The sequence below is a fragment of the Microcoleus sp. B5-D4 genome, from assembly GCF_036705145.1.
Classification (GTDB): domain Bacteria; phylum Cyanobacteriota; class Cyanobacteriia; order Cyanobacteriales; family Microcoleaceae; genus Microcoleus.
This window is the reverse complement of sequence record NZ_JAUBTV010000019.1, coordinates 1,751-24,762: the sequence shown is the minus strand read 5'-3', so window position 1 is coordinate 24,762 and position 23,012 is coordinate 1,751. Positions and strand designations below refer to the sequence as shown.

General features: G+C 45.0%; 19 protein-coding genes. 4 read left to right on the top strand and 15 right to left on the bottom strand.

The genetic code is table 11. The features are described 5' to 3' along the window. Positions 1–3 precede the first annotated feature (3 nt). The 4 genes from QUB10_RS11820 to QUB10_RS11805 form a co-directional block, all read right to left on the bottom strand. Positions 4–1,983, bottom strand: coding sequence for a TerD family protein (locus tag QUB10_RS11820; protein ID WP_333202273.1), 1,980 nt, complete (start codon positions 1,981–1,983; stop codon positions 4–6). A gap of 401 nt (positions 1,984–2,384) precedes the next feature. Continuing rightward, on the bottom strand, positions 2,385–2,951 hold the full coding sequence (locus QUB10_RS11815) for a TerD family protein (protein ID WP_333202271.1): 567 nt from the start codon (positions 2,949–2,951) through the stop codon (positions 2,385–2,387). 227 nt (positions 2,952–3,178) lie between these two features. Continuing rightward, entirely contained in the window at positions 3,179–3,604 is a 426-nt protein-coding gene (locus QUB10_RS11810; protein WP_333202269.1) for a DUF4359 domain-containing protein, read from the bottom strand. A gap of 224 nt (positions 3,605–3,828) precedes the next feature. Next, entirely contained in the window at positions 3,829–4,794 is a 966-nt protein-coding gene (locus tag QUB10_RS11805) for a M48 family metallopeptidase (protein ID WP_333202267.1), read from the bottom strand. 227 nt (positions 4,795–5,021) lie between these two features. Here QUB10_RS11805 and QUB10_RS11800 point away from each other — a divergent pair, with 227 nt between their 5' ends. Genes QUB10_RS11800 through QUB10_RS11790 form a run of 3 tightly spaced genes read left to right on the top strand, consistent with a single transcriptional unit; the run spans position 5,022 to position 6,318 of the window. After that, complete coding sequence (locus QUB10_RS11800) at positions 5,022–5,573, top strand: acireductone dioxygenase (RefSeq protein WP_333142980.1); 552 nt, start codon at positions 5,022–5,024, stop codon at positions 5,571–5,573. After that, positions 5,552–5,992 (top strand): element excision factor XisH family protein, encoded by a 441-nt coding sequence (locus QUB10_RS11795; RefSeq protein ID WP_333202391.1) that lies wholly within the window; start codon positions 5,552–5,554, stop codon positions 5,990–5,992. Before QUB10_RS11800 ends, QUB10_RS11795 begins: the two co-directional genes overlap by 22 nt. Next, positions 5,980–6,318, top strand: a complete 339-nt coding sequence (locus QUB10_RS11790) for a XisI protein (RefSeq protein WP_333142928.1) — start codon at positions 5,980–5,982, stop codon at positions 6,316–6,318. The genes QUB10_RS11795 and QUB10_RS11790 overlap by 13 nt, the downstream gene beginning before the upstream one ends. 7 nt (positions 6,319–6,325) lie before the next feature. Here QUB10_RS11790 and QUB10_RS11785 read toward each other — a convergent pair whose 3' ends face one another. Then, positions 6,326–7,945: an NAD(P)/FAD-dependent oxidoreductase gene (locus QUB10_RS11785; protein ID WP_333202265.1), complete on the bottom strand. Its 1,620-nt coding sequence runs from the start codon at positions 7,943–7,945 to the stop codon at positions 6,326–6,328. A 185-nt stretch (positions 7,946–8,130) separates the two neighbouring features. Here QUB10_RS11785 and QUB10_RS11780 point away from each other — a divergent pair, with 185 nt between their 5' ends. Continuing rightward, positions 8,131–8,736: a chorismate lyase gene (locus tag QUB10_RS11780; protein WP_333202263.1), complete on the top strand. Its 606-nt coding sequence runs from the start codon at positions 8,131–8,133 to the stop codon at positions 8,734–8,736. 157 nt (positions 8,737–8,893) lie between these two features. Here the strand turns inward: QUB10_RS11780 and QUB10_RS11775 are convergent, their stop codons facing one another. The 10 genes from QUB10_RS11775 to QUB10_RS11730 all read right to left on the bottom strand — a co-directional run bounded on the left by QUB10_RS11775 (position 8,894) and on the right by QUB10_RS11730 (position 22,829). Continuing rightward, on the bottom strand, positions 8,894–10,195 hold the full coding sequence (locus QUB10_RS11775) for a cytochrome P450 (RefSeq protein ID WP_333202261.1): 1,302 nt from the start codon (positions 10,193–10,195) through the stop codon (positions 8,894–8,896). A 200-nt stretch (positions 10,196–10,395) separates the two neighbouring features. Then, positions 10,396–13,809 (bottom strand): PAS domain S-box protein, encoded by a 3,414-nt coding sequence (locus tag QUB10_RS11770; protein WP_333202259.1) that lies wholly within the window; start codon positions 13,807–13,809, stop codon positions 10,396–10,398. 634 nt (positions 13,810–14,443) lie between these two features. Then, entirely contained in the window at positions 14,444–16,495 is a 2,052-nt protein-coding gene (locus QUB10_RS11765) for an ABC transporter ATP-binding protein (RefSeq protein WP_333202257.1), read from the bottom strand. Positions 16,496–16,766: 271 nt separating this feature from the next. Continuing rightward, complete coding sequence (locus QUB10_RS11760; RefSeq protein WP_333202255.1) at positions 16,767–17,276, bottom strand: hypothetical protein; 510 nt, start codon at positions 17,274–17,276, stop codon at positions 16,767–16,769. A 479-nt stretch (positions 17,277–17,755) separates the two neighbouring features. After that, positions 17,756–17,959 carry a hypothetical protein gene (locus QUB10_RS11755; RefSeq protein ID WP_333202253.1) on the bottom strand — a complete coding sequence of 68 codons (204 nt, stop codon included), beginning with the start codon at positions 17,957–17,959 and terminating at the stop codon, positions 17,756–17,758. Positions 17,960–18,121: 162 nt separating this feature from the next. Continuing rightward, positions 18,122–18,559, bottom strand: a complete 438-nt coding sequence (locus tag QUB10_RS11750) for a DUF3574 domain-containing protein (RefSeq protein WP_333202251.1) — start codon at positions 18,557–18,559, stop codon at positions 18,122–18,124. Between the two features lie 516 nt (positions 18,560–19,075). Continuing rightward, entirely contained in the window at positions 19,076–19,423 is a 348-nt protein-coding gene (locus QUB10_RS11745; protein WP_333202249.1) for a hypothetical protein, read from the bottom strand. A gap of 333 nt (positions 19,424–19,756) precedes the next feature. Next, positions 19,757–20,839: an ABC transporter ATP-binding protein gene (locus tag QUB10_RS11740; protein WP_333202247.1), complete on the bottom strand. Its 1,083-nt coding sequence runs from the start codon at positions 20,837–20,839 to the stop codon at positions 19,757–19,759. Positions 20,840–20,985: 146 nt separating this feature from the next. Continuing rightward, entirely contained in the window at positions 20,986–21,849 is an 864-nt protein-coding gene (locus QUB10_RS11735) for a carbohydrate ABC transporter permease (protein ID WP_333097940.1), read from the bottom strand. A 71-nt stretch (positions 21,850–21,920) separates the two neighbouring features. After that, a complete protein-coding gene (locus tag QUB10_RS11730; protein ID WP_333202245.1) occupies positions 21,921–22,829 on the bottom strand; it encodes a sugar ABC transporter permease in 909 nt (302 codons plus the stop codon). Positions 22,830–23,012: the final 183 nt, after the last annotated feature.

The window sequence follows — 23,012 nt, the reverse complement described above, 5'->3', positions numbered from 1 at the left end:
CGTTTACCTTTTACTTCTTCTCCTGCTGCGAGTTCTTGTACTGCTGCTATCAGAATTTGCAGGCGAGATTTTTTCAACGCTGCTACTGCTTTTAACATCAGTAGACTCAGAGTTTGAGGTATCGATCGCCGATTTTCTTCTAATTATAATCGGAACATTAACAGATCGACCGCAGGCTCGGCCGAAGGAGTCTATGTTCCTTCGATAATCGCAGATTGCAGCCTGTACACTCGGTTCTTGACAATCTTTAATAAAGCTTTGTGCTAGTTTGTAATTATTTCCGTCTCCTTGCTTTGAGAAAAGTTCTCCCGCTTGTTGAAAATCTGCTACTGCTTGCGATTTTGTTCCCAACATACAGCGAATAGCACCTCGTTCCAAATAAGCCAAACCATAATTAGGATTAACGCGAATAGCTTGTTCGTAATCCCCGATCGCCTTTTGCTTGTTTCCCAATTCATAGTATGCTTGACCGCGACCGAAATAAGCTTCTGCCAAGTTAGGATTAAATTGCAGCGCTCGATCGTAATTGTAAATTGCCTGCTGCTTGTTTCCCTGTTGGCCAGTAGCAATCCCCAATCCGAGGTAAGCTTGAGGTATGTTCGGATTCAACGCTAAAGCCTGAGTAAAATTTGCGATCGCCCCCGGAACATCTCCCTTTTGAACTTTCAAAGAACCTTGGTTGCTGAAATTTGCCGCTTTTTGAGCGATCGCAACTCTTTGACTGATAACAGCGCGATTGGCTCGGTAATTAGATAACTTATTTTGAGCTAGATTATAAACAGGTGTACGTGAATCGATCGCTTCTAAAAGTGCGATCGCCTGTTGCCATTTACTTTGCGACTGCTGCCAAACTTCGATCGGATGAGGCGGTTTTTGCACAACCACAGCAGCTTCCATCGCCAATTTTTGAGCCGTTGCTAGACTTTCTGCCGCCTGTAAGTTTTGCTGTACAGGAACCAAACTGGGGCGCAGTTTAAGTAAATCTGCTCTAGCTTGCTGATACCCAAAGCCGGGGAAGTTAGGAATTTTCTCTAAATTCGCGAGCGTTTCTTTAAGTCGTTTATCGAAACTTCTGAGCAGATTTACATCGGTGGCTTTCCCTGCATTCTGCGTTTCAACTGCCCGTATTTTCGCTTGCTTCAGCGTTTCATTTGCCGATCGCATAAAGGCGATCGTCCCTACACTTGTTCCCAACACCAAAACCCCTAAACCTGCTAATAAAGCTGCGGGTATTTTGCGGCTTCGCGAATTATTAACTTGATTGTTAATTCGTGATTGCTGTACCCTTCGAGTCTGACGAGACTGTTCCCCTTCCGGTTCTGAATCCACCTCCAAATCCCAAGCAGGCAACTGCAAATCATCTGCTGCTGTTCCCGCTGTCAACTCCCTACTAATGGGAGCAATATTATTGCTATTTCCGCTGTAATACTTGTCAACCAAACTCTGCAATCCTGTCTGATATCCTTCTCCTACCGCCTGAAATCTCCACTCTCCATTCTTTTTATACAAACGACCAAATTCTACACCAGTCTCTCGCGAAAAATTCTCTTTTAATTCATACCGAACAAGTTGGCTTCCCGTATCCAAATTGGTAATTTTGATAAAAGAATTTTTGATATTGCTAAAATTTGCCTTGATTTTATCTGCTTCGTGAATAGTGACGGCAAAAGTTATTTCCTCAATTTCAGGATTGATTTTCTCTAAAATAACGCCGTAAATACTCTTATTCTCTTGACCTCGGTTGTTTTTCTCAGGAATCGATTGCAGCACCGAACCATCGCAGGATTGCAGATTATTGTAAAAAATAAAATATTTATCGTTAGGTAGTTTGCCGTCAGCACCTAGCATAAACGCAGAGACATCAATCTCGTAGCTTTGTCCTGCCTCTGTCACCTGCCAACCGAGGGCGATCGCCATTTTTTTTAAACCGGGCGCTTCTTTAGAGATATTAAATCTCTCACCCTTACTTAATTGCATTGCCATCTGCTTATTTGTTAAATATCAAACTTTATAGTGTTTATCTTAATATTAAGTCACCGGATAATCTTTATCTTCAATAAAACTTAATATTTTGCTTTTAATAGCGGGCTTGATTAAAAATATGTGCTCCCTGTATCTGAATATATTGAGATTTACTTAAGTAGAATTACGTAATTTAAAATCTTGCTTTCTCCCAAACCGATTTCTACAATTTAACTTAATTTGACCCTACTTTTGAGCATTTTCAGAACTAGGTAACAAGGTAACAAATTTACCAAAAGCTCCAGACTAGACTGTTCCGCTTCCGGTTCTGACTCCACCTCCAACTCCCAAACCGGCAACTGCAAATTATCTGCGGTTGCCGCTGCCCACTCGTTAGTAGTTGGAGCAATATTATTACTACTTTAGCTGCAATACTTGTCAACAAAACTCTGCAATCCTGCCTGATATCCTGCTCCTACCGCCTGAAACCTCCACTCTCCACTCTTTCTATACAAACGACCAAATTCTACAGCAGTCTCTCGCGAAAAATTCTCTTTTAATTCATACCGAACAAGTTCGCTTCCCGTATCCAAATTGATAATTTTGATAAAAGCATTTTTGATATTGCTAAAATTTGCCTTGATTTTATCGGCTTCGTCAATAGTGACAACAAAAGTTATTTCCTCAATTTCAGGATTAACTCTTTTTAAGATAACGCCGTAAATAGTTTTATTCTCTTGATTTCGGTTGTTTTTATCCCGAATCACTTGCAGTACCGAATTGTCAAAGGATTGCAAATTATTGTAAAAGATCAAATATTTATCGTTAGGTATTTTGCCGTCAGCACCTAGCATAAAAGCAGAGACATCAATCTCGTAGCTTTGTCCTGCCTCTGTCACCTGCCAACCGAGGGCGATCGCCATTTTTTTTAAACCGGGCGCTTCTTTAGAGATATTAAATCTCTCACCCTTACTTAATTGCATTGCCATCTACTTATTTGTTAAACATCAAACTTTATAGCGTTAATGTTAATATTAAGTGGCACAATAACATTTCTTCTTTAAGAAAACTTAATATTTTGTCTCTAATAGCGGGCCTCATTAAAAAGAGGTGCTACCGCTCTCCGAAGTTATTGAGATTTACTGAGAGAGAATTACGTAAGCAAAAACCGGGCTTTCTACAAAACCCGGTTTCAACAATTGAACTTAATTTGACTCTAATTTTGAGCATTTTCAGAACTCGGTGGCAGGGTAACAAAATTACCAAAAGCTCCAACCGTTTGATAGCTTTTTTTGCCTAATTCAGTGGTGTAAATACTGACCACACCTAAGTTTTGACGCTGCGTTGTATTGTCGAGCAAGCTTTCGATCGTGCCCCGCTGCGAAGTCAGCAAATTCTTGCAACTGCCGATCAAAGTATCTGTAATGCCGCCCAAAGCTTTCGGCACGCGAGAATCTTTGCACACAGTGTTTTCCAACTCGGTTTGGAGTACGCCGGAAGCATAAGTTAGGTATTGATCTCTCCCAGGATTTGTAAATGCCATGCCGGCAGCCAGAAGAGTCAGGGCGATCGCGACTTTTCCCACATTGCCGAAAAAATTAGAAGTTGGCTTGTTAGTATTCATTGCGTTATCAATAATCATTTTTTTTAGCCCCGTTGATTTATAAGCTTCTCTTGATTTAAACTACACCTCCCCAGATACAGATTTCCGAAAGGAGGGGACAGTTTTTAGATTGGAGGCGAGTTGCGAGTAAGTCTCTGACTGGCCTACCTTCCTTTTACGTTTCTCCCTCCCTCAAATCCGGTAAATCTTCAACAAACATTTAGCTGGTTCCCAGGCTCTGCCTGGGAACGAGGAATTTAAACTTAGTTTCGCTTTGATTTTTGCCGATCGATCTCCCGCTGCAACTCTTCAATCTGACGGCGCAAAGCCTCCGTCTCACTGTTAGGCGTTTGCGACTTCACATCAACCGCACCTTCAGCTACAGCCCGCTTGTAGTTTCCTAGCTTAATTTGGCGGTATTCCTCGGAACTGGCCCAGTCTCGCAAATATCGCAGCCGTTCCACCGGGAAAGGGTGACTCAGCATCACACCTTGGCCGCCGTTGTAAAGTAAAAACTTATACACTTGGTTGAGATTGTCTCGATCGAGCTCTTGATAGTTGTCAGACTGGCGGATAAATTCTTGCAAACTGCATTGGTCAGCATATTTACTGCTAACTCCCGCAAGTTTCATCATCGTCTTCATCACACTGTTCAAGTCATCTGTTACCAACAAAGCCGCCCGGTCTGCCGATAATTCAGCCTTGCGACGCCACTCGTAAAAAGCGAAAATTAAACCGCTACCGACCATATTTCCCAGCCCGAAAGTCATCTCGCCAATTGTCGATGCCACGCTCATCGCCCACATCGCCATTTGATTTAAAGTTGGATGGCCGCATTTAATGTGTCCCAACTCGTGAGCCAAGACTACCCGCAGTTCCGCCTCGTCCAACAAGTCTAAAAGACCAGTGTTTAATACTACATAAGGCTGGTTTTTTCCCAGGGCATAGCTGTTAACTGAGGGATTCTGAGAAACAAACAAACCTGGTTCTGGAAAAACATCTAAAGCCTGCACGCACTCGCGAAATATATGATAAATGCTGGCATATTGGCGTGGGCCGACTTGAATGCTATTTCCCATTAGGTAAACGAATTGCGGTCGTTCGTAGATAAATTCTACAAATTTGCTGGCAATTAAGTCAAATCCAGGCACGCTTCGCAGCGCTTCCTCAGCTTGGCGATCGAGGGGATGTTGAAATGCTTCGCTAGAAATTCCCGTATAAGTAGGCATAGTTGTTGCAAAAGTTACATTTAAGATATCAGTATTGCCGATCGCAGCGGGTGCTAGCTGGCGCCTGACTTATCAATATTATCGCGACAAATATTGAACTGTTGTGGAACAGGCCGGAAAGCCTGTTCAAATTAGCGTTAAAATTGTGGTTCTGGTACAGGCGCGATCGACAAACATCTTTCACAGTGCCTGTGTATCGCCTCACCCAAAAATTGGAACGTGCAAAAATGGCTATCCTGCAACTCGAAAACGGTACAACCTACACTCAACAAAGCGACATTACCCGAGAACTCGCTTCCTTAAACATTCAACTCAACCGCTGGCCCGTGGGTGACAGCGCTGAAATTCAAAATTTGTTAGCTAAAGATGCTCTTGACGACAATCAAAAAGAGCAAGTGCTGCAAGGCCTCGACGGCTACTTTCAACAACTCAAGGAAACGGCAGGCTATCAATCGCGAGACTTAATTGTACTGCACCCAGACATTCCCAACCTCGACACCTTGCTGTCCAAATTCAACAAGTGCCACATCCACGCCGATGATGAAGTCCGCTATATCGTAGCAGGCGAGGGCATTTTCGGCTTCGTGCGGCCCGACGGTAGCCAAGTCGAACTCACTGTGCAGCCGGAAGAATTTATCAACGTGCCGGCGAATACAGAACACTGGTTTTATTTGACAGCAGCCCGGAAAATTAAAGCGGTGCGCTATTTTACCACGCAAGAAGGCTGGACGCCGGAGTATACCGATACGGAAATTCGATCGGGCTTAGCCATCGTTTAAATAGGCCAGCTAAAGATAAGTTTCATGAACTCGTCAAGACTGCCCTCCAAAATCAGGATTGGACAATTACTCATGATCCTTATCATATCGATCTGGGATTTGTTGATTTTTATATCGATCTGGGTGCAGAACAGTTATTAGCAGCGACAAAGGATAATGAAAAAATTGCGGTTGAAATCAAAACGTTTTTGGCACCCTCGACGATTTCAGAATTTCATACCGCAGTGGGACAATTTATTAACTATCGGATTGCATTAGAAGATGACGATCCCGATAGAACTCTTTACTTGGCAATTCCATTAGATATTTACAAAAGATTTTTCAAATACTCATTTATTCAAAGGGTGATTGAACGCAATCAAATTCCGCTTTTAGTTTACGATACCGAAAAAGAGGAGATTTCTCAATGGATAAAGTAAGTTTGTATCGTCAATATATTCAGGAGTTGCTAACTGAGCGATCCCAGCGACGATCGCCTAGCGATCCAGTTTCCAGCGAGACGATTTTCGATCTGGTAAAGGATCGCTATCAACTTGTAAATGTGGGTTGGAAAAACGGTAGCACTCGGATTTATGGCTGTGTGATTCATGTAGATATTAAAGATGGGAAAATTTGGGTGCAGCATGACGGGACTGAAGAAGCGATCGCCGATCAGTTAGTAGCACGAGGTGTCCCATCCCAGGAAATTGTGCTGGCGTATCATGCACCTCATGTCCGACAATACACCGAATTTGCAGTTGGTTGATCCAGCCTCAAACTTTGTGATTTACAGATCGCAATATGCTCAAAGCAACCGCCTCCGCCACCTTAATCCCATCAATTCCCGCCGACAGGATTCCACCCGCATATCCTGCACCTTCCCCAGCAGGATAAAGGCCTTCTGTATTCAAACTCTGATAATCTTCCTTGCGTTTAATCCGAATTGGTGAAGAAGTGCGCGTTTCCACCCCAGTCAAAACCGCATCATCCATCGCAAATCCTTTAATCTGTTTGTCAAAAGCCGGAAGTGCTTCGCGGATAGCTGCGATCGCATAATCGGGCAAACTTTCGCTCAAATCAGTCATCACAACTCCCGGCGTATAAGACGGCTGCACGCTGCCTAGCGCCGTGGAAGGGCGATTTGCCAAAAAATCACCCACAAGCTGCCCAGGGGCGTTGTAAGTGCCACCTCCTAACTCAAATGCCCGTTCTTCTAAGCGACGTTGAAACTCAATTCCTGCTAAGGGATGACCGGGATAATCCTCCGGCGTGATACCCACCACAATCCCGCTGTTAGCATTGCGTTCATTGCGAGAATATTGACTCATCCCATTAGTAACAAGTCGCCCCGGTTCTGACGCAGCCGCCACTACCAAACCACCGGGACACATACAGAAACTATACACAGAACGATTGTTTTGGCAATGGTGAACCAGTTTGTAATCGGCGGCACCCAAAAGCTTATGGCCCGCGCGATCGCCAAAACGACAGCGATCGATGATAGTTTGGGGATGTTCCACCCGAAAACCAATGGAAAAAGGTTTAGCCTCGATGTAAACTCCGCGCGAAAACAACATTTCAAAAGTATCGCGGGCGCTGTGTCCCACCGCCAGAACTATATAATTACTAGCAATATATTCTCCGCTAGCGAGGGTAAGTCCCTGCACTTTTCCATTTTCGATGTGGATATCTTCTACACGAGTTTGAAACCGAATTTCTCCGCCTAATGATTCAATTTGGGCGCGTACACTTTGGACAATTCCCACCAGTTTGAACGTGCCAATATGCGGTTTATTAATATATAAAATTTCTGGTGAAGCTCCCGCATTCACAAGTTCCGTCAGCACCTTGCGTCCATAATGCTGAGGATCTTTAACTTGGCTGTAGAGTTTGCCATCGGAAAAAGTACCCGCACCACCTTCGCCAAACTGAGCGTTAGATTCAGGGTTGAATTCTGCTTTTTTCTTCCAAAATCCAAAAGTATCAGCCGTGCGATCGCGCACAGCTTTTCCGCGTTCTAAAAGGATAGGGCGAAACCCCATTTGTGCCAACATCAGACCTGCAAACATACCGCAGGGCCCTGTACCAATCACAATGGGGCGAATCGTCAAATTGCTGGGGGCTTTGGCTACATAGCGATAACTCGTGTCTGGTGTTACCATCACATGAGGATCTTTTTTGAAGCGTTGGAGAAGTTGCTTTTCCTGTGTCGTCTCTACATCCACAATATAGACAAGGAGGATTTCTGCTTTTTTACGAGCATCATAGCTGCGCTTGAAGATGGAATAGCTGAGCAATTCTTCGGGGGGAATTTGCAGCTTTTTGAGAAGGGCATCGGCGATCGCATCTTGAGGATGATCTAGGGGGAGTTTTATTTCGGTTATTCGTAACATATAGTGGAAGTAAGAAGGAAGAAAGAAGAAGGAAGAAGGAAGAATAAAAATCCCGAACAAAAGTATTATAACTATTTAACCGGAGATCCTATGGGCGATCGTCCTCGGTCGAGCAATTTTTGATTTTTGAGTGGATAATTGCAGAAGCGTTATAATAAATAAAAAATTAAGTTTTGTAAAGACCCTTGACTGCAACATTTACACCCAAAAACAGCCGCACCTGGCACGCTCTCAACCCCCTGTGGCAAGGAGCAGAAGACTCAGTACAGAAGGGTTTGCCCCACACCAAACTAGCACCGGCGTGGCAAATACTGCTCCTGGGCGACGGTTCTCCCACCCGTCACCTGCAACTGCTGACAGGGGAACCCACAGAAGTAGATGTGATCGATATGTCCTTAGTGGGTGAAGGCGCAGACGGCGCACCCGAGCAAATTGTCGCCGTTCCCGGGCCGCGGCTGCGCCGCCAAGTGTGGCTGCGGACTGCTTCGGGACAGCGCCTGGCCTATGCGACTTCCTGGTGGGAAGCGAGCCACGTAGACGAATATTTACAAAATAAATCTTTGCCAATTTGGGCTAGTTTAGCGAGGCTGCGGACAGAATTGTATCGCGATGTGCAGGGCATTTATTGCGGTGATTCGGTGGCTTTGGAGTCAGCTTTTGAACAGTCGGGGCCTTTTTGGGGGCGACACTATTTGTTTTGGCATCACGGCAAGCCACTGACGCTGATTTATGAGGTGTTTTCGCCTTATTTAACTAAGTATTTGGGGCCGATGCAATTGGATGTGGATTGAGACTGAGATCTTGCACCATTATCAATAAGGCTTTCAGGGCGGGCTAGAAGCCCAACCCCTACTCCCCACAGTAAAATTCATCTCTTGTGGAACAGGCATTTTGCCTGTTCTCAAGAAGAAAAGGAAAATAAGGAGGGTGTAGAACTGAAGCTTCTACTTATTTCATTTTGATTCGACGAAATTTTACTCGCAAACCGTCGCGGGGATGAGGCATCGGTATTGTGATCAAATTCAAATCTTGATCCGGTAACAGATCCCACTCGTACTCCCGAACCATCTTTGCTGCAAACAACTTCATCTCTAATCGGGCAAATTCTTTGCCCAAACATTCTCGCAAACCGCCGCCAAAGGGCACGTAACTGAAAGGTTTAGCCGATCGATCCGAGCTAAATCGATCGGGGTCGAATCGATCGGGTTCAGGATAAAGTTGACTATCCTGATGGGTTTGAGTAATCCCAGAAACCACGCTCCAACCCTTGGGAATTTCATAGCCACCGAACTCACAAGCATTAATTACTGTCCGAAAAACACCTGCCGCCGGTGGAACCAAACGCAGCACTTCTCGCATAACCTGCTCTAAATAAGTCATTTGTTTGAGCTGTTCCAATGTTAGGGGTTCAGTCGCGGGGAACTGCTGCTGTTCGGCCCGCACTTTTGCCATCACATCGGGATTTTGAGCCAGGAGAAGGCAAAAAGAGGCGATCGCCGAAGTTAAAGTTTCGTGTCCCGCAAACAGCAGCAACAGCACTTGATCTTTTAACTCATCCAAACTCAAACTATTTCCCTCGTCATCGCGAGCCGAAATCAGCAAACTCAAAGCATCATTGCCACTAGGGGCTTCTTTTTGGCGATCGCGAATAATCTTTTCCAGTTCTGCTAACAGTAACTTTCTGCTACTTTTCGCTTTACCAAACTTAGTCCAAGGCACATCTAAAGGTATCGAAAATAAACCATTAGACCAAGTTTCAAAATAATTACCTAGCGCCGTTTCCGAAGCCTTTTCAATCCCAACTAACAACTTACCCGCCACATCAAAAGTATAATTTCTCAGTTCGGGATACCAAGTCAGGGTTTCCATTTTTTCCCATTTTTCCAAATAGCGCTGAGTGATATCTTCCATCCCGCCGATGTAGCCAACCAAAGCTCGCGGCTGAAACGCTTGGTACAGCAACTTGCGCCGATTTAGGTGGTTAGCACCCGTTTGCAGTGACAAGGAAAGCGGCCCTAAAAGCGCTTTCGTACTCGGAGGAAAACTCACAACAAAATATTGGTTGTCATTGCTTAAAACAAACAAACTAGCCTCTTGGCCACGCATAAACACGGTAGGCTGTCCGAAAATGCTGGTTTTGAAAATGGATCCGTACTGCTGGTGGCGTTTTTTGGCAAATTGGGAATCTTGCAAAAAGTTGAGGGTATCGCCAATTAGGGGTAAACCTAAACTGCCGGGAGGTAATGCCATATGTGATTTGTGATTTGTGATTTGTGATTTTTAATATCATATCAATTTTAGTTGGAGGGCTGGCAATACGCACCAGACAAATTTAGGGAAAAATAACTTTTCTCTGTTGGTAGTCTGTCGGGTGCATCAGTCTTAAGGTTAGTACAAAAAAAATATGGTTTTTTCAACTGAGCCACCTTAGTATTTTGCCGAAAAACCATTTAATTTTCTGTCCTTTTAATCGGAATCTCGATTATAAATTCAGTACCTTTCCCCACCACCGAGAAACACTTGATTTCACCTTTATGTTTTTCGACAATAATTGAATGGGAAATCGCTAAACCCATCCCCGTTCCTGAACCGACCCGTTTGGTAGTATAGAAGGGGTCAAATATCCGTTGCTTGACTTGATCGCTGATACCTGCACCGTTATCAGCAATTCTAATCACAGCGAGAGTACCTTCTACCTCTGTACTAATGCGGATAATTCCCGGATTTTCGAGCGGTTCTTGTAACACATCAATAGCGTTAGCAATAATATTCATAAACACCTGATTCAACAGTCCGGCGTAGCACTCCACCAGTGGCAATTTCCCGTATTCTTTAACGAGTTGAATTGCTGGGCGATCGGGCTGAACTTTCAGACGGTGTTCTAAAATCATCAATGTGCTGTCGATGCCTTCGTGAATGTTAACCTTTTTCATGTCAGATTCATCAAGGCGAGAGAAATTCCGCAAACTCCGCACGATATCCCGGATGCGAGTAGCTCCCATCTGCATAGAAGACAGCATTTTCGGCAAGTCGTCTAGCACGAAATCCAGCTCTAAAACTTCTATTTCCTCCTGAAGAGCTGGAGAAGGTTCCGGGTATTCATCTCGATACATTTGCACCAGTTTCATCAGGTTTCTGGCGTATTCTTCTGTATAGGTAAGATTGCCGAAGATAAAGCTGACCGGGTTATTGATTTCGTGGGCGATTCCTGCTACCATCTGACCGAGACTAGACATTTTTTCTGCCTGCACGAGCTGAGTTTGAGCTTGCTGGAGTTCGCACAGAGTTACTTCGAGTTTGGCTGCTTGTTCTTGCGCTATCCGAGCTGAATCGACGCTTTTAGTGTAAAGTTCAGATTGACTGATGGCGATGCCCAATTGATCGCCAATTGCCTCCATTAACTCCACTTCCTCTTTTGTCCACTTGCGTGCCTCCCTGCAAGAAACGCAGCCAACAACACCAGTTAAACCCCCGGCACTTTTAATCGGTAAATCCAAGACAGACTTGCAACCAAGCTCCAAAAAGAATTTTTGTTCGACGGGATCGCTGACAGTTGCAACATCATCTATTTGATAAACTTCCAAATTAGCGATTTTTTGCGGTAGCGTACCCGTTATGTCAGCAGGGAAATAACCCAAAAGCGAGAACAAATCATCATTTTTAGCTTCGTGGACGACATCCCAAGCAGGTGGCGAAGCGTCGGGCAAATACCAGATAAAAATACAGCGATCGACTTGCAGCAAGTCGCGAATTTGCTGCACGGTTGTTGCCAAAATAGTATCTAAATCCAGAGATTCGCGGATATTGCTAGCTAGCTGGTTCAGCAGCGTTTCCTGCTCCGCTAACTTGCGGAATCTCGCTTCCGACTTTTGCAACTGTCTTTGAGATTCTTTTTGTTTTGTAACGTCCAAACCTAAACCGATTAAGCCGATTGCGTTACCAAAATCATCTTTGACCTTAGTTTTAATTGTCTCCAAATAATGTTCTTTACCATCAGCAAGCTGCATCACTTCTTCAGTATAACAGGGAATATTTTGGCTCCAGGCTTGCACGTCAGATTCCATGCACTTAGCCGATGCTTCTAATCCCAAAACTTCGGAATAGTGAGATGCTGCTAAAAATCTTGATTCAGGTATAGCCACATCTTCGCAGAAAGTTTTGTTAATTAATAACATCCGCCCGCTAGCATTTGTCAGCCATACCCAGATCGGAGCGTTGTCAATAATTGCCCTCAAAGTTTGCTTTTGTCGGGCGAGAGCTTCTTCTGTTTGTTTGCGCTTAATCCCCAGGGCGATCGTATCGGCACTTGAGGCCAAAGCAATCAGCGTTGATTCATTCAACTCCTGGCGAGCAAACATCGCGATTACTCCCAGCAACTGATTGTCAACAATTAGCGGATATCCAGCAAAAGCCACCATTCCTTCTCGTTCGGCCCATTTTTTGTCCTTGATGCGAGGATCTTCTTGCACACAATTAGTGATGTGAGGTTGTCGCTCCAGGGCGATTAAACCAATCTTGAACTCACCGACAGCAATGCGGCTGTGAGCGCCGTCAATGTGAGTATATATCCCCGCGCTTGCTTGCAGTTGCAATACATTTCCCTCTTCATTCAACGTCCAAATCCGAGCAAAGGCAACATCCAAATGGCGCACAACTGCATCGGCGCAATATTGCAAAGTTGCAAGCAAAGTCTGGTTTTGAGTTAGACCAATTCCCACATCTGCTGTGAATAAAGAAAGTTTTAATTGTTCTGCTAAAGCTTGTTCTGCTATTTTGCGCTCTGTAATGTCCGTAGCAGCACCGAGACGCTGCTTAATTTTTCCCTCCTCTGTTCTGCTAAACACAATTTCCCGGCTGACTAGCCAGCGCCAACAGCCTTTTTTGTCGCGCACCCGATATTCGTACTCACCAACTTCGCCGTCGGGACCAGTTTCCAATTGCTGCAAATATTCTGGAAATTTAGCTAAATCATCAGGGTGGATAATGGTAGGCAACAGACTGCTGCCCATTTTTTGAACTTCTTCGACGGTATAGCCCAGCGCGACATTGATTTCGCGGTTGTTGTACACATTTCGCTGCTCGATCTCGTCGTAGACATAGAGAATATTCGGAGTAGCATTGGCAATTTGTTCGATAAAACGCTGACTCTCTTGCAGCGCTGCTTCTGCTTGTTCTTGAGCGGAAATGTCGCGGCCAACACCATAGATCAATTCTTCCTCGCAGAAACGGGTAGCAGTCCAGGCTATCCACTTGTAAGAACCGTTGCGACAGCGCCAGCGGTTTTCAAACCCAACGGTATTATTCCCCGCAGCAATACTTTCAGCTTCTTTTAAAGTAATTTCGCGATCGTCTGGATGCACGAATTCAAGGAAGAGTTTGCCAACCATTTCGGCTGGGGAATAGCCGAGTATTTTTTCTGCTGCTGGGTTGATGAGTGTTATATAACCGTCAAAACTAAGGACGCACAGCAGATCTAGCGAGAGGCTAAAAAAGCGATCGCCCCCGTTGGGTTCGCTGGATGGGCGATCGTTTTGGGCTACGACAGCAGATGCGTTTGAGCGCGCCGATACCGCCAAAAAGACAATATTTGCTATTCCCAAAAATCCCAGGGCGAGTTGGCTATCGTAGAAATTATCACCGCTGCCAGCTACGAGCCACCCGTTTAAGACAAGCAGTACAATTATCAAAATTGAGAATAAACTGCCAGGGGCGATCGTCCCTACGCTAATTTTTTTTTCATACTCCTTGCTGCCTTCTGCCTTTTCTATTCGGGTGACTGCTGCCGTAATTTTTGTCCACAACACGTGCAGTAAGTTCGATAATTTAGTGCTTTTTGATTCTTCGATACGAACAGAAGATTTCATTTTTTTACTTTTGATCCCGTTTTACGTGCGGTGAGCCAAAATTACAATAAAGCTGTTTAAATATTGTTAAACTTTCCTAGCTTGCGAAATCTAGCGTTTTAAAATTTGCGTAAATCTACGCAAACCGACCATAGAATTAAGTGTATTTACGGAATTAGGGAGTAATCTCTTTTTAGCTGGGGTGGGCATTTTCTAGTTTTTCCGACTCATAGAGAGAGTTTATCTATAATACTACGCTACATATTGCTCTTAGTCATTGGACATTTGGCCTAATCTAGCTAATCCTGGACGTAGAACCTAATTATGTAGGGTTCGCCTGAAGCAGCTTGGCGCGTTATAGTAGCGTGTTATACGACTTTTGCCGTCCAGGAATGACCTGGTTTGATGTAGGAAAATACTGCGTGGAGCGCGCTGGCTGTGGGTTGAACAACCAGGCATATTAGTCAAGTTCAATCAGGTTGAATTTGACCATAAATTATGAAGTTCAAATAAAGATAAACTGTGGATTTCTGAAGATAAAATGACAAAAATATTGGTAGCAGTTTTTCGTTGCACTCCTATGTTCGCGCGTAAGGGCTAATTAGTAATTGGTAACGGGCAATTGGTAATTGTTACGAGTTGAAAACACTAGATATCAATTTTGTTGTGATTCATCAGCAGGCGATGGGGGCCAAGGCGCCACAGCACCCAAAGCAGATTTGCGGCCTAATTGCTGTTGCCGAATTCGCTCCAAATTCCCGGCAGGAATAGAAGCTATGAGTTGCCGCGTGTAAGCTTGCTGCGGTTGGCGGTAAATGCGCTCGGCAGTGCCAATTTCTTCGATTTTACCTTTGTTCATGACGATCGCGCGATCGCTCATAAACTTGACCACGCTCAAATCGTGAGAAATAAAAATATAAGTCAGTCCAAACTCTGTTTGCAACTCCTTCAGCAAATTTAAAACTTGCGCCTGCACCGACACATCTAATGCCGAAACCGACTCATCGCAAATAATAAACTTAGGATTCAAAGCCAAAGCTCTAGCAATACAAATTCGCTGTCTCTGTCCACCCGAAAACTCGTGAGGGTAGCGCCGCATAAAATCGGGATTTAAACCCACTCTATCCAACAAATAAGCAGCGCGCTCGCGCTGTTCTTTCTGGTTCTTACCAAAGCGGTGAATCACCATCGGTTCCATCACCGCATCCCCAACATTTAGGCGCGGATCGAGAGAACTAAAAGGATCTTGAAAAATAATTTGCAGATCGCGCCGCAGCCAGCGCAATTTGCGATCGTACTCTTTTTTCATCCGATAATTAGCCATCCACTGCGATGCCGAACTACTTTTCGCAGGAGGCGTAATTTCTTGACCTTCAAAAAACACTTTACCGCTGGCGATGGGAATTAATTGCAGCAAAGCTCTCGCCAAAGTTGATTTGCCGCAGCCAGACTCACCCACCAAACCCAAAGTCTCGCCCGGATAAACCTCAAAAGAAATATCGTTTACCGCCATAAATAAGCGTTTAGTTTCGCCAAACATTCCCTGAACCGGAAAACCGACTCGCAAGTTATCAACAGCTAGCAAAGGCTCGGAAATATTCGGCAGCCGAGGCGGTTTTCCTGTTGCAAAAGCGGGATTTCCCCCGCTGTTGTCGCCGTCTAAATCGGCATTTTTCTCGACAATTACTAATTCGCCGCTAGCATTTGTGGTGACATCCATAAAATCGGAAACTGTCGGCAAGCGGCGCCTTTGCCGATCGAGAGTTGGGCGGCAAGCTAATAAACCTTTTGTGTAAGGATGTTGGGGATTGCTGAAAATTTGTTCGATCGCACCGCACTCAACAATCTTGCCTCGGTACATCACCGCCACCGTATCGCCAATTTCCGCAATGACGCCCAAATCGTGGGTAATAAAAATCATTGCCATGCCTCTAGAGTCGCGCAACTCGCGCAGCAAAGCTAAGATTGTTGCCTGCACGGTTACGTCCAAAGCCGTGGTCGGTTCATCAGCAATTAATAAAGTTGGATTGCAAGAAATGGCCATTGCAATCATCACGCGCTGGATTTGACCGCCAGAGAGTTCGTGGGGATAGCGATCGAGCATAGCTTGTTTTTGGCCGTTGACGAGCTGCATCAAATCGCGATCGTCCTCCATAAGTGCTTGATTCCCCGCAGCAGTCCGGGAATGCTCTTGCCGCAAAGCCAAACACCGCTGCCTGATCTCATCGTCTGCCGGTAGCAGCTTCACTTCTTGCAGCAAAGAAGCAGCTTGGCGTCGCGCTTCTGTCTGCGACACCTGTTGGTGCAAACAAATGGCTTCTGTGAGTTGAAATCCGATCGTATAAACGGGATTTAGCGAGCTCATCGGCTCTTGAAAAATCGTCGCAATCTGGCTGCCGCGGTATGTTTGTTTTTCCCTGTCCGGCATTTCCAGGAGATTCACAGGCCCATTGCTAACGCCGTCTTTTGTCGGAGAAAACCAAATTTCGCCATCGATTTTGGTTGACGAACTCGAAAGCAAACCCATAACAGCGAGGGATGTTACCGATTTTCCCGACCCCGACTCTCCCACGATGCCCAGAGTTTGCCCTCGCTTGACCTCAAACGAAATGCCGTCAACCGCTTTGACAGTTGCAGACACATCGCCTGCGTCGGCAGATTGAAATTGAACCTGCAGGTTGCGAACTTCTAGGACGGTTTCACTCATGGAAGTCTATGGCAAAAATTAAAGGGAGATTAAGTGGATTGTAGCAGGGCCTGTTCAAGGCAGAAGGCACGGGGAAAGTTTTAAGATTGCTTCGTTCCTCGCGAAGCGTGGCAATCAGAAAACTCAGAGCTAGTTATAGCCGCTCTCAATCAGGTGAGGTACTCGCCGGCTGTCTTACCAATTTCGCAATCGAAAATCGAAAATCGAAAATCCCAATCAGTACCTCACTCAATTGACAATTGCGATAAATGCCTTCTGCCTGCAATTTTCCTCAAAAACCAATGACTTGAGTGTCAGCAGGCAGTGCAGTGGCCTCGGAGACCTTTTTAAACACGGTTGCCTGTTCGTTTAAGGAATTAGGTCTGGCCTGTCCGGGATTGGTGCCTTGCAACTGAAGGCGCATTTGACCTTCGGCAGTCAACTCAAAAACAGTCTCAACGGTTTCTGTGCTGCTGAGGCCGACATCAAGGTGCATCGGTTTTTCACCGAGATTAACTTTGTATCTCATTTCTTTGGCGCGGGCGGCTCCGTCGGGGCCTTTAGCCATGAGAAACAATTTGCCTTCTGGGGCAAAGACGAAGGTGAAAGACTGACCGGAGGGGACTGTGCCTTGCCATTGGCCTAGGAGTTGCGTGTCGATGTTGCTGGTGGCCGGGGCTGTAGCTTCAGCAATTGTTGGTGTTGCTGCGGATGCGGGGCCGAGTGAGGCGTTGAAGCTAATGAGGATGCCCAAGCAAAGGCTACCTGCGATCGCTTTACCAATCATTTTTGAATTAGACATGAGACCGATCTAAAAATTGGTTATTTGTTTTGTACACTGTAGCGGTAAAACCGTACTTTGTTTAGTTTAAATCCCTTTTTGGGATAGATATAGGTTGAGCTTCCAACCTGCAGTGCAGTTGTCACCCCCGGACTAAAGCTTTTCCTGAGCTTGTTGAAGGGTCATTCGATTTTAGATTTTAGATTTTAGATTTTGGATTTTGGATTGACCCCACGGATAAATTCTGGTGCTTAAGAATTTTAGATTTTAGATTTTGGATTGATTCCACGGATAAATCACGTGGCGGGTACCATCAAGGAATTCTTGGTCACGGGGCTTCCAGTTTTTTTTATTGTTGTAAAATCCAATACAAATCCGGCTTAAGCTGCACAGTTCGCTGTTCTGAGTAGATTGTTCTTAACTCAAAACAGCTAATTGACTATTGCGTTCGATCGCACCCCCAGATATTTTGGTAAATCGATCGCATTAATAGTCTGTCATTAATTTTTTTCAGTATCGGGTTCGACTTGTTCTGTCGGAGATTCCGGCGCGGGTTCCTGTGGATTTCGCGATCGTTTCATGCGCTCCAATGCCTCTGCGTAAGACCAAGCCATGCTCACAATAAAAGCTTTCGCCATGCCGGACAAATTTTGTGCATCCTCGCTTTCAGGCGCTTCAGCTTTTTGGTTGCCGTCGTTCATCATGTTTTTGTTTTCTCCCGGGCAGGTTTTTCTAGCGATTTTTTGCAGTGTGCGATCGATACCCACAAATTATGATTTTTCTTGCACCCGCACCCTACTTGTCTTTGAGGATATGACCTTGCTCAGCACAAATAATATCATAAATACACTGATTCGATGACCGCATCAGAAAGAAACCTTAACTTCGCTGGTGGCCCGCAACACTGACTCTTGCTGGAAAGTGCGCTTGTAAGTTTCGATAATTTCATGAATAGCTTGATTCTTTTCCGGACTACTTTCATAAATTAAAATAACTATTTTAGAGTTTTCTCTAATCAGAATTCCCGATCTGTTGAGAAACTGCCCGGAGCCGTCTAATACGGTTAGCCCCTCCCGAAAGCGAGGGGTAATAACTGCCTTGACAAACTCCTGCCATTCTGATTCAGAAATTGTCTCGCCTCCCGGTTTTGTTAAGCCAAAATACAGTTCATCTTTGAGGAGATTTGTTTGCTTGGCATGAGTATCCGAAGTTTCGGGAAGTTGAGCGTGGGCAATTGTCGCCGGACAAACAGGCAGGATGAACAGCACGCCGGTCAAGCAAAGACTTTTAAGATGTTTATTCATCAGGAATTACCTGCAACTTCTATATGTAGGGTGCAACTGAGATGTTGCACCATTCTCAATAAGCTTTGTATGAACAGGCTTTCCGGCCTGTTCCACAAGAAAATTCACTCTTTGTGGAACAGGCCGGAAAGCCTGTTCCTGAGAATGGTGCAAGATGTGAGGTGCAACCTAAGCGCTTTACCACTTATTTATTCGTCTAAAGGGAAAGAGACGAAAGTTTGCGTAGTTTGACCTCGAACTCGTATTCCAGAGGCTAGCTAAGTCACAATGGATTTAATTTAACATAAAAGGCTTCCAACTCAAAAACCCAGTTTCTCAGGTGAAACTGGGTTTTTGAGCATCTGTTCTAGTTTATTTATGCTCGCCTACTTGATTGCGTCTGCCGTATTAAGTAGCTCAACTTATTTAAACGTCAAACTTTTCAGGTGTTCAGAAACCCGGAAGGGCGAGCACTCTTGGCTGCGCCCCGAAAGCAATCAGGTTTCTCAAAGTGTTATATTTTTTTAGGTGGAGCTACTAATCCTTTAATTCGCGGATACTTCTCTTAGCAGTGTCTTGATACATCTCCCCCATTTCTTTCACGGCTGCTCCTGCCTCTTGCCCAATCTTCTGAGCTCGTTCGCCGGGAGAGTCTGAGGTTTCGCGAGCTTCTTGCCTCCATTCCCGTGTTGTTTGGGGTCTTTCAGGATTGGTTAGATCAGCCTTTGAGCTGGCTTGCGCGCCAAAACCTTTGTTAGTGCGTCCCGAATCAACAGTGGTTGTCAGCACCAGAAAACCAACTAGGACAACACTCAAAAAACTCTTAATTTGAAAGCCCTTAAGTAGGGAACTGATGCGAGCAATGGCTGTGGAAATCAAATTCATCTCAGTAATACTCCCTAAGTTGATTGGTGATAATTTTCAACATTTTTTCATCTAATTGACTCGCTCCAAAATCAGCAGCGAACGCGAGGTAAAGCCAACTTAGCTTCAACTTGCCATTAACTACCTAAATAGAGTTATAGGTTAGCGATAAAATCTGGTAAACACGCCACCTATGTGTCAGCCAATTAGCTTTTTCACACATGAATATCACGTTAACAGCAGCCAAATAGTTCTACCTCTAACTAAAGTCATAACTTAGTTAGAAGCAAAAAACATATTTTTATACACATGGTTAGACAATTTTTAATCAATCATGCTCTGCAGGGCAAATTCTTATTGCAAGCGATCGCCCGTTTTCACGTCAAACCAGTGCAGCAACTGAGGCCCAAAAACCAGCTCTACAATTTCGGAATTCCAGTGGCGGTCATTTGGCAGCAAAGCCCGCACCGTTACTGACTCCAAACCTTTAACTCGGACGCTAAGTAAATTTTGCATTCCCAAGTTTTCCACTAAAAAAACCTCACCTTTAATTGCCTCTGGGGCCGACATATTGCCGGCCTCTACATCTGCAAAGCCGACGTGTTCCGGGCGAATTCCTAACACAATTTCTGGCGGCACAGTCGGCATATCTGGTAGTCGAACTCGAAAATCGCCCAAAATCGCAAAATTGCCCTGGCATTTAAGCACTAGCAAATTCATTTGCGGGCTGCCCACAAAACCGGCTACAAACTGATTTGCAGGACGGGTATAAATTAAGTGTGGCGGATCGAGCTGCTGCACGTTGCCACTGTTGAGAACTGCGACTTTGGTAGAAAGCGTCATTGCTTCGGTTTGGTCGTGAGTTACGTACACTACAGGAGCTTTTTGGGAGGAAAATAATTGTTTGAGTTCGGCCCTAACTTTTTCCCGCAATAATGCGTCGAGATTGCTCAAAGGTTCGTCGAGCAAAAATACTTCCGGTTGGCGCACTAATGCGCGGCCGAGGGCGACTCGCTGCCGCTGTCCGCCTGATAGTTTTCCTGGTTTGCGATCGATTAATTCCGTCAATCCGAGGGATGTTGCAACTTCTGTCACTAACCGGTTGATTTCACCGGAGGAGATTTTGCGAAGTTTGAGGCTCGATGCCATATTCTCGTATACTGTCATGTGCGGATAAAGCGCGTAACTTTGAAAAACCATTGCAATATCCCGATCGCCCGGTCTGAGATAAGTGACATCGCGATCGCCAATTCTAATCTCGCCCCTAGTCGGCTGTTCTAACCCTGCAATTAACCGCAGCGTCGTAGATTTGCCACACCCCGACGGCCCCAACAAAGTCAGAAATTCCCCTTCGCTGACATCCAAACTAATGTCTTTTACGGGAACTACTTTAGGGCTGTAGGTTTTATTGAGGTTTTTGAGTTGCAATTTTGCCATGATTTTTAATGGGTAATTGGGAATTGCTAAGAACAGCACGACACGGATAAACACGGATACACGGATTAATCTTTTGTTGCTTGTTTGACTACTGACTACTGACTACTCTCCAATCTAAAATCTAAAATCTAAAATCTAAAATCGATTTATCCTTTTACAGCCCCCGCAGTTAAACCCTGAACAATGCGTCGCTGGAACACCAAAACCAGCAAAACCAAGGGCAAAGTTCCCAAAACGGTAGCTGCGGCGATCGGCCCGTAAGGAATCTCAAAGACTGACACCCCGCTGAGTTGAGCAGTTGCGACGGGGATTGTTTTCAGAGATTCGCGAGTCATAAATGTTAGTGCAAAAATAAACTCGTTCCAAGCTGAAATAAATGTCAAAATTCCAGTTGTGACTAACGCGGGAAATGTCATCGGCAGTACGATTTGCCACAGCATTTGAAAAGTGTTGTAGCCGTCAACTTTAGCGGCATCTTCCAAATCTTTTGGCAACTGTTGAAAGAAACTTCGCATCACCAAAATTGTCAGCGGCAAATTGATCGCGGTGTAAGGAATAATTAAGGCTAAATAATTATTGCCTAAATCCAAAGCTTTGACAATTTCCAGCAGTCCCAAAAATAGCAGCACCGCCGGAAATAGCGTCACAATCGTCACAGTTGCCAGGATGATTCTCTCGCCCCACAGCCGCAACCGGGCTAAAGCGTAAGCTGCGGGAGCGCCTACTGCTAAACACAGTAATGTTGAAGTAATGGAAACAAAAGCGCTATTTAAAATGTAAAGTGCAAACGGGCGGCGCTGGAAAAGGGACAGGTAATGCTCGAAAGTAATTCGTTTGGGAATGTAGATGTTGGGAATCGCCGAAATATCTGCATTTACTTTGAAAGAAGTTAGCACCTGCCAGATAATAGGTGCGAGGAAATAGGCGACAATTAAGAGCGCTGAGATTGGCAAGATTAATTGCCGGATGTTAAAGGTTTTTTTCGTGGGTTGTTCGCGGGCGATCGACATAATTTATACCAATGAAATAAAAGTGCAACTGTTGGTTATCTAAAATCTAAAATCCCAAATCTAAAATCGTCTTAGTTTCCTCCGGCTGCATTGGTGCGGGCTCTCGATAACAGATAAGCGGCGATCGCAACTGCTGCCACTAACAGCAAAAAAGTACACACCACCAAAGCCGCCCCATACCCAAAGTCTAAATACCTCATTACCGTGCTGTAAATGTAGATAGAAACCGTCTCCGTTGCCCCCGCCGGCCCCCCTCCCGTCATCACCTGAATCAAGTCAAAAATGCCGAAAGATTGGGCAAATCGAAACAGCACAGCAATCACAATTTGGGGCATCAGCAGAGGCACGGTAACTTGACGGAAACTCTGCCAGCTACTCGCGCCGTCAATCGCGTGGGCTTCGTACAAATCACCGGGAATTGATTGCAATCCCGCTAGCAAAAGCAAGCTGACAAAGGGCGTAGTTTTCCACACATCTGCTGTAATTACTGCCATCATTGCCAAAGTCGGATCTCCCAGCCAGCTAATGCTGTTTTGAATCAATCCTAATCGCCTCAAAATGTCGTTAATTACGCCGTATTGGTCGTTAAAAATCCACGCCCAAGCTACTCCCATCAATGCAGTGGGCAAAGCCCAAGGTAGCAAGGAGATTGTGCGAACAATGCCGCGCCCTGCGAAGGATTGATTTAATACTAAGGCAATGCCCATACCGAGAATTAATTCCAGCACAACAGAGGCGACTGTAAATACTGTGGTGTTGCCTAAAGTTTGCCAGAAACGCCCGTCGCCTAACATTCGACTGTAGTTAGCAAAACCGGAAAAAACCAGTTTTAATTCAGTACCGAGGTTTTGGGTGAATAAACTCAGCCAAAAAGCGCGTAATATTGGGTAAGCAAATACTAGCATCAGAATTATCAAAGCTGGTGCTACTAATATCCATCCGGTTTTTTGTTCGCGCTGTCGCATCTTGTCTAATTGCATATTGTTCACCTTTAATTTATTTTTTGGCGGGCTAGAAGCCCAACCCCTACTCCCCACAATTGAATTAACTGGTTTGTGGAACAGGCATCTTGCCTGTTTCTAACTCTTTGTGGAACAGGCATCTTGCCTGTTTCTAACTCTTTGTGGAACAGGCATCTTGCCTGTTTCTAACTCTTTGTGGAA